This is a genomic window from Streptomyces sp. NPDC007991 (assembly GCF_042958445.1).
In the GTDB taxonomy this organism is placed as follows: Bacteria; Actinomycetota; Actinomycetes; order Streptomycetales; family Streptomycetaceae; genus Streptomyces.
In genome coordinates, this window is record NZ_JBIBJD010000002.1 from 668,712 (window position 1) to 681,039 (window position 12,328).

At 72.4% G+C, this 12,328-nt stretch carries 10 protein-coding genes; 9 read left to right on the forward strand and 1 reads right to left on the reverse strand.

Annotated features, from left to right (window positions below; genetic code table 11):
- Nucleotides 1-67 precede the first annotated feature (67 nt).
- The 4 genes from ACFZDA_RS07105 to ACFZDA_RS07120 all read left to right on the forward strand — a co-directional run bounded on the left by ACFZDA_RS07105 (nucleotide 68) and on the right by ACFZDA_RS07120 (nucleotide 5,574).
- Nucleotides 68-2,926, forward strand: a complete 2,859-nt coding sequence (locus ACFZDA_RS07105; protein WP_391076092.1) for a beta-N-acetylglucosaminidase domain-containing protein — start codon at nucleotides 68-70, stop codon at nucleotides 2,924-2,926.
- An 82-nt stretch (nucleotides 2,927-3,008) separates the two neighbouring features.
- Entirely contained in the window at nucleotides 3,009-3,542 is a 534-nt protein-coding gene (locus ACFZDA_RS07110; RefSeq protein ID WP_391076095.1) for a helix-turn-helix transcriptional regulator, read from the forward strand.
- Nucleotides 3,539-4,225, forward strand: a complete 687-nt coding sequence (locus tag ACFZDA_RS07115; protein ID WP_391076099.1) for an ATP-binding cassette domain-containing protein — start codon at nucleotides 3,539-3,541, stop codon at nucleotides 4,223-4,225. The genes ACFZDA_RS07110 and ACFZDA_RS07115 overlap by 4 nt, the downstream gene beginning before the upstream one ends.
- The gene (locus tag ACFZDA_RS07120; RefSeq protein ID WP_391076102.1) at nucleotides 4,222-5,574 is read left to right on the forward strand and encodes an FtsX-like permease family protein; all 1,353 of its coding nucleotides are present in this window, start codon (nucleotides 4,222-4,224) and stop codon (nucleotides 5,572-5,574) included. Before ACFZDA_RS07115 ends, ACFZDA_RS07120 begins: the two co-directional genes overlap by 4 nt.
- A gap of 99 nt (nucleotides 5,575-5,673) precedes the next feature.
- Here the strand turns inward: ACFZDA_RS07120 and ACFZDA_RS07125 are convergent, their stop codons facing one another.
- Nucleotides 5,674-6,210: an HNH endonuclease gene (locus tag ACFZDA_RS07125; RefSeq protein ID WP_086560153.1), complete on the reverse strand. Its 537-nt coding sequence runs from the start codon at nucleotides 6,208-6,210 to the stop codon at nucleotides 5,674-5,676.
- 314 nt (nucleotides 6,211-6,524) lie between these two features.
- Between ACFZDA_RS07125 and ACFZDA_RS07130 the strand changes: the two genes are divergently transcribed.
- From ACFZDA_RS07130 to ACFZDA_RS07150, 5 genes are all read left to right on the forward strand, one after another.
- Complete coding sequence (locus tag ACFZDA_RS07130; RefSeq protein ID WP_391076105.1) at nucleotides 6,525-7,637, forward strand: mechanosensitive ion channel domain-containing protein; 1,113 nt, start codon at nucleotides 6,525-6,527, stop codon at nucleotides 7,635-7,637.
- Nucleotides 7,638-7,874: 237 nt separating this feature from the next.
- Nucleotides 7,875-9,086 carry an ROK family protein gene (locus tag ACFZDA_RS07135; protein WP_391076108.1) on the forward strand — a complete coding sequence of 404 codons (1,212 nt, stop codon included), beginning with the start codon at nucleotides 7,875-7,877 and terminating at the stop codon, nucleotides 9,084-9,086.
- 56 nt (nucleotides 9,087-9,142) lie between these two features.
- The gene (locus ACFZDA_RS07140; RefSeq protein ID WP_391076111.1) at nucleotides 9,143-10,480 is read left to right on the forward strand and encodes an extracellular solute-binding protein; all 1,338 of its coding nucleotides are present in this window, start codon (nucleotides 9,143-9,145) and stop codon (nucleotides 10,478-10,480) included.
- 3 nt (nucleotides 10,481-10,483) lie between these two features.
- Nucleotides 10,484-11,437 carry an ABC transporter permease subunit gene (locus ACFZDA_RS07145; protein ID WP_391076114.1) on the forward strand — a complete coding sequence of 318 codons (954 nt, stop codon included), beginning with the start codon at nucleotides 10,484-10,486 and terminating at the stop codon, nucleotides 11,435-11,437.
- On the forward strand, nucleotides 11,434-12,327 hold the full coding sequence (locus ACFZDA_RS07150; RefSeq protein WP_391076117.1) for an ABC transporter permease subunit: 894 nt from the start codon (nucleotides 11,434-11,436) through the stop codon (nucleotides 12,325-12,327). The genes ACFZDA_RS07145 and ACFZDA_RS07150 overlap by 4 nt, the downstream gene beginning before the upstream one ends.
- The last annotated feature ends 1 nt before the right edge of the window (nucleotide 12,328 follow it).

The window sequence follows — 12,328 nt, forward strand, 5'->3', positions numbered from 1 at the left end:
TCGTTGACACCTTCACCGGGCGGGTGGTGGGCTCGTTCTCCCGGTCGAACACACCTGGAGGGGGCCTGTGGGACTGCGGCGTGGGAAGCGGGCAGCGGCTCTGGCCGTCGCCGTCGTCGCCGGAACCCTCGGCTCCGCGCCCGCCGCGGTGGCGGCCCCGCCCGTTCCGGACACGACCGCGGCCCCCGTCGCCGACTCCGCCGGGCCGGGCCTCTCCGTCTGGCCGCGCCCCCAGTCCCTGCGCGCCAACGGCGCACCGGTCGCGGTCCCCGACGAGGTCGCGCTGATCACGGAGCCGACGGCGGATCCGTACGCCGTCGAGACCCTGCGCGCGTTGCTGCGGCAGGCCGGAGCCCGCCGCGTCACGGACTCCGCCGGACCCGGGGCGCTGGTCGTGCGGCTGCGCACGGAGCCCGTCCGCCGGGGCGACCGCCACGCCCTCCCGGCCGGGGGATACGAACTGTCCGTGGGCGGGGACGGCGTCCTGCTCACCGGCACCGGAGGGGACGGCCTGTTCCACGCGGTCCAGACGCTGCGGCAACTGGTGCGCCCCGACGGCACGATCGGCGCCGCCGTCGTGCGCGACTGGCCGGGCACCGCCGTGCGCGGCGTCACCGAGGGCTTCTACGGCACCGCGTGGACGCACCGGCAGCGGATGGGGCAGCTCGACTTCATGGGGCGCACCAAGCAGAACCGCTACCTGTACGCCCCGGGGGACGACCTGTACCGGCAGGCGCGCTGGCGTGAGCCGTACCCGGCGGGGCAGCGCGCCGGGTTCCGGGAGCTGGCCGAGCGGGCGCGCCGCAACCACGTCACGCTCGGCTGGGCGGTGGCCCCGGGCCAGGCGATGTGCTTCGCGTCGGACGCCGACGTGCGCGCGCTGACGCGCAAGCTCGACGCGATGTGGGCGCTGGGCTTCAGGGCCTTCCAGCTGCAGTTCCAGGACGTCAGCTACAGCGAGTGGCACTGCGACGCGGACGCCGGCCGGTTCGGCTCCGGCCCGCGGGCGGCCGCGCGGGCGCAGGCCCGGGTGGCGAACGCGGTGGCCCGGCACCTGGCGCGGCGGCACCCCGGCGCCGCCGGTCTGTCGCTGATGCCGACCGAGTACTACGAGGACGGCACGACCGACTACCGGCGGGCCCTGGCGAGCACGCTGGACCCGGGGGTCGAGGTGGCGTGGACGGGCGTCGGGGTGGTGCCCCGCACCATCACGGGCGGTGAACTGGCCGACGCCCGGGAGGCGTTCCGGCATCCGCTGGTCACGATGGACAACTACCCGGTCAACGACTACGAGCCCGGCCGTCTCTTCCTCGGCCCCTACCGGGGCCGCGAGCCGGCCGTCGCCACCGGCTCGGCGGCCCTGCTCGCCAACGCCATGCAGCAGCCCGAGGCGTCCCGCGTCCCGCTGTTCACCGCCGCCGACTACGCCTGGAACCCGCGCGCCTACCGCCCCGGTGAGTCCTGGCGGGCCGCGATCGCCGACCTGGCGGGCGGGGACCGGCGCCGCGAGGAAGCCCTGACCGCACTCGCCGGGAACGACGCGTCGTCGGTCCTCGACGAGGAGGAGTCTGCGTACCTGCGCCCCCTGACCGAGGCGTACTGGCGGGCCCGTACAGCCGGTGGCACCACCGGCGACGACGCCGCCCGGCGGCTGCGCGAGGCGTTCACCGTGCTGCGGGAGCTGCCCCGGCGGCTGGCGGGCACCGGCCTCGCCACTGAAGTCGCCCCCTGGTCACGGCAACTGGCGCGCTACGGCGAGGCGGGCACCGTCGCGCTCGCCCTGCTGGACGCGCAGCGCGCCGGCGACGCGGCGGCGGCCTGGACGGCGTATCGCAGGCTCGGCGCGCTGCGCGCCCGGCTGGAGCCGGCACCGGTCAAGGTCGGCACGGACGTCCTGGATCCCTTCCTCCAGCGCGCGCAGAAGGCGTACGCGGCCTGGGCGGGCATCGAGCACGAGCCGCCGCCCACTCCCGGCGACCCGGGCGACGGCCGCACCCTGCGCTTCCCGCACCCCCGGTCCCTGACGGCTGTGACGGCCCTCACCGACCCCGGCACCGAGGGCGACGTCGAGGTGCACGTGCCGGGCGGGGGCTGGCGCCGGGCCGGCCGGCTGGCCGCTTCGGGCGCGACCGAGGTGCGGGCCGGGCAGCGGGTGGACGCCGTACGGGTCACCGGTCCGGCCTCGTCCCGCGTACGCCATCTGGTGCCGTGGTTCGCGGACTCCCCCGCCACTTCCCTGGAGCTGGCACGCGACCGCGTGGACGCCGAGACCGGCAGGACGCGGCGGCTGACGGCCCGGCTGGGCTCGCTGCGCCCGGCCGACGCCCGCGGCAGGCTCACCGTCGAGGCACCCGAGGGCGTGCGGGTGAAGGTGCCCAGGACCGAACTGGCCGTGCCGCGCGGCACGGAGGTGGAGGTCCCCGTCGAGGTGACCGTGGAGCGCGGCCCGCCGAAGCGGTCCTACGACATCCGGCTGGGGTTCGCGGGAGCGGCCCGCACCCTCACCGTCCGGGCCGTCCCGCCCGCCGGCGGACCCGACCTGGCCCGCACCGGCACGGCGCGTTCCTCGGCCGACGAGACGCCCGGCTTCCCCGCGTCGGCGGCGAACGACGGCGACCCGGACACCCGCTGGTCGTCCCCCGTCGACGACGGCGCCTGGTGGCAGGTCGAGCTGCCGCGCCCGGCGCGGCTCGGGCAGGTCGTGCTGCGCTGGCAGGACGCGCACCCCTCGGCGTACCGCGTCCAGGTCTCGCCGGACGGCCGCCGCTGGCGCACGGCGGCGGCGGTACGGGACGGCCGGGGCGGCCGGGAGAGCGTCCGCATGGACGAGCGCGACGTGCGCTTCGTACGGGTGCAGGGCGAGAAGCGGGCCACACCGTACGGGTACTCGCTGTGGTCGGTGGAGGCGTACGCCGTCACGGACTGAACCCATCCCCGCGTCCGATGGCGGGAAATGGATCGACGTCAGCTATTCACTCAGTACATATACTGAGTACATAATGCCCGGCATGAGCACCCGTCACATCCTGCTGGGCCTGCTCGCCGCGGGTCCGAGCCACGGCTACGACCTCAAGCGACGCCATGACGAACGCTTCCCGCAGGCCCGCCCGCTGGCCTACGGGCAGGTCTACACGACCCTGCAGCGCCTCGTCCGGGACGGCCTCGCCGAGATCGAGGGCACCGACTCGGACGGCGGCCCGGAGCGGACGATGTACCGCGCCACGGACGAGGGGACACGCGAACTGTCCCGGTGGGCCGGGGAGATCACGCCGCCCGCGCCCTTCGTGGCGAACGAGATCTTCGCCAAGGTCGTCGTCGCGATCCTCTCGGGCGATGACCCGGCCGTGTACCTGAGCGCCCAGCGCGCCGCCCACATGGAGCGGATGCGGGAGCTCACGGCCCTCAAGGCCGCGAAGGGCGCGGACCTGGCGACCGTGCTCTCGGCGGACTACGCCCTCAACCACCTCGACGCCGACCTCCGCTGGGTGAACACCACGGCGGCCCGGCTCACCACCCTGACCGCGGAGGTCGACGCAGCATGAACAGACCCGTGCCTCTTCTCACGGCCAGTGGTCTCACCAAGGCGCACGGCAGGACGCCCGCCCTGCGCGGCGCGTCGGTCGAGCTGCACGCCGGGGAGATCCTCGCCGTGACCGGCGCGAGCGGCAGCGGGAAGTCGACGCTGCTGCACTGCCTGGCCGGGATCGTCCGGCCGGACGAGGGCTCGGTGACGTACGACGGCCGGCGGCTGGCGGACCTGCCGGAGAAGCGGCTGAGCGAGCTGCGGCGGACCGAGTTCGGCGTGGTGTTCCAGTTCGGGCAGCTCATCCCCGAGCTGACGGCCCTGGACAACGTCGCCCTGCCGCTGCTGCTGGCGGGCACCGGCCGCGCCCGGGCCCGGACCCTGGCCGGTGAGTGGCTGGAGCGGTTCGGCGTGCGCGGGCAGCGGGACCTGCGGCCGGGCGAGATGAGCGGCGGCCAGGCCCAGCGGACCGCGCTGGCCCGGGCCCTGGTCACCGGCCCGAAGGTGGTCTTCGCCGACGAGCCGACGGGGGCCCTGGACTCGCTCTCTTCCGAGCAGGTCATGACGGCCCTGGTCCACACGGCCCGCGAGTCGGGCACGGCGGTCCTGCTGATCACCCACGACGCCCAGGTGGCGGCGTACGCGGACCGGGAAGTCCAGCTGCGGGACGGCGCCGTGGCGCCGCTGGGGGTGACGGCATGAGGGCTCTGCGCGCCGATCTGCGTCTCGCCTGGGAGCTCACCCGTGGTTCGGATCGCGGGGAGTGGTGGCGGGTGACGCTGACGGCGACGGGCGCTGCCCTCGCGACGGCGTTCGCGCTGGCCGCCGTCGCCCTGGGCGCGCTGCGGGGCAGCTACCGGGTGCCCGTCGCCGCGGGCCTGCTGGACGAGCCCGGCACGCGGTCCGGGGTGATCGTCGGCCTGCTGCTTCTGCTGGTGCCCGTGCTGGGGTTCCTCGGTCAGTGCGCCCGGATCGGCGCCGTGCACCGCGACCGGCGGCTGGCCGGGCTGCGGCTGGCCGGGGCGACGCCCTGGCAGGTGCGGCGGATCGCCGCGCTGGAGACCGGGCCGGCCTGTCTGCTGGGCTCGGCGGTCGCGACGCTCAGCGCGGTGCCGCTGCTGCTGCGCCTGTGGGACCGGCCGACCGCCCTGGCCTGGGCGGGGATCGCCCTGGTCGCCGTGGCCGTACCGGTGCTGGGCGCGGCGGCGGGCGCACTGGCGCTGCGCCGGGTCGTGGCCTCCCCGCTCGGCTGGGTGCGCCGGGTCGGGCCGCGCGGCGGGCGGGGGCCCGGGCTGCTGTTCCTGACCGGGATCCTGCTCGTCGGGCTGCTGGCGCTGCTGACCGTGGGCACGACGTCCTCGGCGGCCTCCGACCGGCCCAGCGGCGGGCTGCCGCTGACGATGACGGGCGCGGTCCTCGCGGTCGGGGCGGGCGCGGTGTGGCTCTCCGGGGCCACCGCGAGGGCGACCGGGCGGATCCTCGCGGTCCGGGCCCGGTCGGCGGCGACGCTGATCGCGGCGGAACGGCTGCGCGACGACCCCTGGTCGGCCGCCCGCACGCACGCGGCGGTGCTGCTGGTGACGGTCGCGGGCACCGGCTTCCTGGGGATCCGGCAGGTGCTGAGCGATGTGGTGCGCACCCAGCGTTTCTCCGCACCCGCGTCCTACTACACCACCGGCCTCGACCTCACCGGCGCCGCCATCGCCATCGCCTTCGCGATCACCCTGTCCGGCCTCGCCGTGGGCACCGCCGAGTCCCTGGCCACCCGCCGCCGGGGCCTGGCCGCGCAGGCCGCCGCCGGAGTGCCGCGCCCGGTGCTCGGCCGGGCCCTGCTGCTGGAGACCGCGCTGCCGCTCGCCCCCGCCATGCTGCTGTCGGGCCTGGGCGGGACGGCCATCGGCACGTGGTACGCCCTGCTGCTCGGCCGGCCGGTGCCCTGGGCGATCACCCTGGTGCCGGTCGCCGTCTACGCCGCCTGCCTGCTGGCCGCGGCCACCTCACTGCCGCTGCTACGCCGGTCGCTACGCCCGGGGGAACTGCGGTACGCGTAGGCGCCCTCCTCGCGACAGGCCCGCCCGGGGGGAACGGGGGTTCCCCGGGCCGGTCGGCCGTACGCGGCATACGCGGCAATACGAAGGCCCGGATCCTCGTCAGGCGGAAATGCCGTCGATCCGGGCCATGGCGTCGTCCGCGCCGTACGGCTGCAAGTACGGCAGCCAGCGCGGGTCCCTATGGCCGGTCCCGATGATGCGCCAGGCCAGGCCGGAGGGCGGAGCGGGTTTGTGGCGCAGCCGCCAGCCGATCTCGAAGAGGTGACGGTCGGCCTTCACGTGGTTGCAGCGGCGGCAGGACGCCACCACGTTGTCCCAGACGTGCTTGCCCCCGCGGCTGCGCGGGATGACGTGGTCGACGCTGGTTGCGACGCCACCGCAGTACATGCACCGGCCCCCGTCACGGGCGAACAGTGCCCGGCGGGTCAGAGGAACGGGCCCCCGATAGGGAACCCGGACGAATCGCTTGAGCCGGACCACGCTGGGTGCGGGGACTGTGACGGTCGCGCTGTGCAGATAGGCGCCGGACTCCTCGAGGCAGACGGCCTTGTTCTCGAGGACGAGGACGAGCGCGCGGCGGAGCGGTACGACACCTAGCGGCTCGTACGACGCGTTGAGGACCAGGACGTGCGGCACGGATGCCTCCTTGGACGCCGGCGGCGCGTGGCTCGCGCCGGGACGATTCGTAGCCAGTCTCCCCTCATGCCTGGTGAAAGCGCCACCATGTCCCCGTAACGGGCTGGGAGTGTTTTCGACCACATCTCATTCATCCCCAGGACCATGGCCGGTTCAAGCCCAGGTGAGCACGGTCTCTCCTTCACACATCCCGCGGGAGCACACACAATGCCCCGTTAGTGTGGTGGTTCTGCCCCTTCGGTGACCCAGTCGTGACCTTGCCCCCCCCTGAACCGCCGCGCCGAGGCAGACCGCTGCACCTGGAGGTACCTGCCGTGTCCTTGTCCTTCGCGGACGCCGTCCTGCTTGCCGCCGGCCCGTCGCCGTCGCCGACTCCCTCGGACACACAGACCCCGAGAGTCCCCTCGCTCCAGGACGCCCAGGAGAAGGCGACGAACGCCGCCGGCTGGGTCGAGCAGAACTGGTCGACGTGGCTCGCGATCGGCCTGCGGGTGCTGCTGATCGTGGTGATAGCGGCGGTGCTGAGGGTCGTCGTCCGGCGCGCGATCACCAAGCTGATAGACCGCATGAACCGGACCGGCCAGTCCGTGGACGGCTCCGGGCTCGGCGGGCTGCTGGTCAACGTCGAGCGCCGCCGGCAGCGCTCGCAGGCCATCGGCTCGGTGCTGCGCTCGGTGGCGTCGTTCCTGATCATGGGCACGGCCGCGCTGATGGTCCTGGGCACCTTCCAGATCAACCTGGCCCCGTTGCTGGCCTCGGCCGGTGTCGCCGGTGTCGCGATCGGCTTCGGCGCTCGCAACCTGGTCACCGACTTCCTCTCCGGCGTCTTCATGATCCTGGAGGACCAGTACGGCGTCGGCGACACCATCGACGCGGGGGTCGCCTCCGGCGAGGTGATCGAGGTGGGTCTGCGCGTGACCAAGCTGCGCGGCGACGGCGGCGAGATCTGGTACGTCCGCAACGGCGAGGTCAAGCGGATCGGCAACCTCTCGCAGGGCTGGGCGACGGCCAACGTCGATGTCACCGTCCACGCCGGCGAGGACCTGGACAAGGTGAAGGCCACCCTGGACGAGGTCGCCGAGAAGATGAGCGCCGAGGAGCCCTGGAACGAGCTGCTGTGGGGCCCGATCGAGGTCCTCGGCCTGGACAGCGTGCTGCTGGACTCCATGGTCGTGCGCATCTCCGCCAAGACCATGCCCGGCAAGTCCCTGACCGTGGAGCGCGAGCTGCGCTGGCGCGTCAAGCGGGCGTTCGACGCGGCGGACATCCGGATCGTCGGCGGCGCCACGGCCCCCGCGCAGGAAGCGCCCGCCGATCCGACGGCGGGGACGGCGCCCCCGTCGGTGTACGCGAACTCGTCGTCCCCGCAGTCGGCGGCGGCGTCCCCGCTCACGCCCGTCACACCGCCGACGAGCACCACGAAGTAACCGCCTCACCGCAACGAAGAGGGCGGCACCCGGGCCTTCCGGGTGCCGCCCTTTCGCGTGCCCGGGCAACGACCGCGTTGCCTGAACCTCCCCTCTTGACGCCCGCGCGGCGCCGGGCTTACCTTCCTCCCCATCGATAGGAAACTTTCCTAACAGTGATCGGGCGCAGGTCGGCCGATGGACTTCCCCGCCTGATCACTGAAAAACTGAGCAGCCGAAGGGCAGGTGTGGACACGCATGGCAGGAACCGCCGGCACGCCGGGCACCCCGCGCGTCCTGCGCGCCATGAACGACCGGGCCGCCCTGGACCTGCTGCTGGAGCACGGGCAGCTGTCCCGCACCCGGATCGGCAAGCTCACCGGCCTGTCCAAGCCGACCGCCTCCCAGCTCCTGGCCCGCCTGGAGGCCGCGGGCCTCGTCCTGGCCACCGGCACCACCGAGGGCCGGCCGGGGCCGAACGCCCAGCTGTACGAGGTCAATCCGGCGGCCGGGTACGCCGCCGGACTCGACGTCACCCCCCAGCGGATCCTCGCCGCGGTCGCCGACATCACCGGCCGCACGGTCGGCCGCCACGAGCTGCCCACCCCCGGCAGGCGCACCGGCATCCCCGTCGTCCAGCAGGTCACCGACGCCCTGGACGGCGCGGTGAAGGCGGCGGGCCTGGCCCGGGGCGACATCCACCGGCTCGTCATCGGCACACCCGGCGCCTTCGACCCCACCACGGGCCGCCTGCGCTACGCCTCCCACCTCCCCGGCTGGCACTCCCCCACCCTGCTGGAGGAGCTCGCCGCCGCCCTGCCGATGCCGTTCGAGTACGAGAACGACGTCAACCTGGTCGCGCTCGCCGAACAGCGCCTCGGCGCGGCCCGGGACCACGCGGACTTCGTGCTGCTGTGGAACCAGGAGGGCCTGGGCGCCGCCCTGGTGCTGGGCGGCCGGCTGCACCGCGGCTGGACCGGCGGCGCCGGCGAGGTCGGCTTCCTGCCGGTGCCGGGCGCGCCCCTGGTCCGCCAGGTCACCAAGGCCAACAGCGGCGGCTACCAGGAGCTGGCCGGCTCCCAGGCCGTCCCCCGGCTGGCCCGCGAACTCGGCATCGAGGACATCCCCGCGGGCCCGTACACCGAGGCCGCCGCACACCTGGTGGCCCGGGCCGCAAAGACCGGCGACGAACCGCACCGCCACCTCCTGCGGACCTACGCGACCCGGCTGGCCACCGGTCTGGCCTCGCTGGTCTCGGTCCTCGACCCCGAGCTCGTCGTGTTGAGCGGCGCGTCCCTCACCTCGGGCGGCGAGACGCTGCGCGCCCTCGTCCAGGCCGAGCTGGAGGAGCTGGCCGCGTCCCGCCCGCGCCTGGTCGTGGGCGACGTCCGTGAACACCCCGTGCTGCGCGGCGCGCTGGAGAGCGCGCTCGCGACCACGCGCGACGAGGTCTTCGACACCTCCCGCTGACTCCACCCCCCTCCGGTATTTCCCTCCCCTTCCCCCGTACCTCAGGGAGCTCCGCCATGCCCGGAATATCCAGAAAAGCGGCCATCGCCCTCGCCGTCTCCGCCTCCCTCGCCCTCCTCGCCACGGCCTGTACGGGCCAGGCGGACTCCGGTGCCTCCGACGACGTCTCCAAGGAGACGACCCTCAACTTCTGGCACGCCTGGAGCGCGCCGTCCGAGGTGAAGGCCGTCAAGGACCTGGTCGCCGGCTTCGAGAAGACGCACCCCACCATCCATGTGAACGTCGTCGGCAACATGACCGACGACAAGATCAACCAGGCCCTGCGCACCGGCGGCGGCAAGGCCCCGGACGTGATCTCGTCCTTCACCACGAACAGCGTCGGGCGGTTCTGCTCCTCCGGTGCCCTGGTGGACCTCAACCCGTTCTTCGAGAAGTCGGGCATCGACCCGCAGAAGACCTTCCCGAAGGCGATGAACGAGTACACCCAGTTCCAGGGCAACCGCTGCGCGGTCCCCCTCCTCGGCGACGCGTACGGCCTCTACTACGACAAGACGGCGTTCGAGAAGGCCGGCATCGCCGGCCCTCCGAAGACCTGGTCCGAGTTCGAGAAGGTCGCCAAGAAGCTGACGATCCCCCAGGGCGACTCCTACAAGCAGCTCGGCTTCATGCCGGACTACCACGGCTGGGAGACCACCACCGAGCACTACCTCGGCCAGTTCTCCCCCACGTACTTCGACAAGGACGGCAAGTCGAACGTCGCCAAGGACCCGGCTTTCGCCCAGGCCTTCACGGTCCAGAAGAAGCTGGTCGACGCACTCGGCGGCTACCGCAAGCTGGAGACCTACCGCTCCGGGCTCGGCGACGAGTGGGGCCCCAAGCACCCCTTCCACACCGGCCAGGTCGCCATGCAGCTCGACGGCGAGTGGCGCCTGGGCATGGCCATGGACGCCAAGCCCACGTTCGAGATCGGCGTCGCCCCGCTGCCCGTCCCCGACGACCAGGCCGACCAGTACGGCAAGGGCTACATCACCGGCACCATCGCCGGTATCGCGGCGACCAGCACCAAGCAGAACGCGGCCTGGGAGCTGGTGAAGTACATGACCACCGACACGGACGCGGTGGTGAACTTCTCCAACGCCATCCACAACGTGCCCTCGACGCTCGCGGCCCTGAAGTCCCCGAAGCTGAAGTACGACCCGCGCTTCAAGACCTTCCTGGACATCGCCGCCAACCCGGACTCCACCACGGCCCCCGCCTCCGTCAACGGCGGCGTCTACCTCACCACGATCCAGGAGTTCGGCTACGACTACGAGAGCGGCAAGGCCACCGACCTCAAGGCCGGCCTGAAGAAGACGGCCCGGCAGATCGACACGGACATCGCGCAGGCGAAGTAGGCCATGACCATCACGGGCACCTGCACACTGCGCGCGAAACACCGCCGCTCGACGCTGCGCACCCTCGCCTTCCTCTCCCCCTGGCTGATCGGCTTCACGGTCTTCTTCGCCTACCCCCTGCTCTCCACCGTCTACTTCTCCTTCATGCACTACGACGGCTTCAAGCCTCCGGTGTGGTCCGGCACGAAGAACTGGACGTACGTCTTCACGCACTACCCGCTCTTCTGGCCCGCCCTGCGCAACACCCTGTGGCTGGTCCTCGTCATGGTCACGCTCCGGGTCGCCTTCGGCCTGGGCGTGGGCCTGCTGATCACCAAGATCAAGACGGCTACGGGTGTCTTCCGCACCCTCTTCTACCTGCCGTACCTGGCCCCGCCCGTGGCGGCCACCATGGCCTTCGCCTTCCTCCTCAACCCCGGCACGGGCCCGGTCGACTCCCTCCTGGAGAAGGCCGGGCTCCCCGCCCCCGGCTGGTTCAACGACCCCGCCTGGTCGAAGCCGGCCCTCACCCTGCTGGCCCTGTGGGGCATCGGCGACCTGATGGTCATCTTCATGGCCGCGCTGCTCGACGTACCGAAGGAGCAGTACGAGGCGGCCGAACTGGACGGCGCGACACCCTGGCAGCGCTTCCGGTACGTCACGCTGCCGAACATCTCCCCGATCGTCATGTTCGCCGTCGTCACCGGCGTGATCCAGACCATGCAGTACTACACACAGCCGCTGATCGCCGGGAAGGTCGCCTCGGGCGTGATCCAGGGCGCGGGCACCCAGTTCGAGCCCGGCTACCCGGACAAGTCGACCCTCACCCTCCCCCAACTCGTCTACAACCTGGGCTTCCAGCGCTTCGACTACGGCTCCGCCTGCGTGGTCGCCCTGGTCCTCTTCGCCCTCTCCATGGCCTTCACCGCACTCCTGATGCGCCGCCGGGGCGGTCTGATCCAGACAGGTGACCGATGACCCAACTACTGGACAAACCACTGGAGTTGACGGCAGCCCCCGCTCCCGCCGAACGCACGGCCCACCGCAGGGCGTTCCTCGAATGGATCGCGATCCACTCCCTGGGCGTCGCGGCGGCCCTCTTCTTCACCCTCCCCTTCCTCTTCGTCTTCCTCACCTCGCTCATGAGCGACAGCCAGGCGCTCAGCCGCGACCTGATCCCGCACACCTGGGAATGGGACAACTACCGCAGGGTCTTCGACACCCCCGGCTTCCTCACCTGGTGGCGGAACACCCTGTTCTACGCGGTCCTGGGCACGGCGCTCACGGTGGTCTCCTCGATCCCGGTGGCCTACGCCCTCGCGAAGTTCCGCTTCCCGGGCCGCAACCTCGCCCTGATGCTGGTCATCTCGATGATGATGCTGCCGCCCCAGGTGATCATCATCCCGATGTACCTGTTCTGGGCGAAGCAGCTGGACCTCTCCGGCACGCTCTGGCCGCTGATCATCCCCATGGCGTTCGGCGACGCGTTCTCGATCTTCCTGCTGCGCCAGTTCCTCACCACGATCCCCGACGAGTACCTGGACGCGGCCAGGGTGGACGGCTGCGGCGAGCTGCGCACGCTGCTCAGGGTCGTGCTCCCGATGGCGAAACCGGGCATCGCCGCAGTGGCCCTCTTCCAGTTCTTCTACGCGTGGAACGACTACTTCGGACCCCAGATCTACGCCTCGGAAAGCCCGGGCGCGTGGACCCTCTCCTACGGCCTGGAGTCGTTCAAGGGCGCCCACCACACCGACTGGAACCTCACCATGGCCGCCACCGTGCTGGTGATGGCCCCCGTGATCCTCGTGTTCTTCTTCGCCCAGAAGGCGTTCGTAGAGGGAGTCACGCTCACAGGAGTAAAGGGTTAGA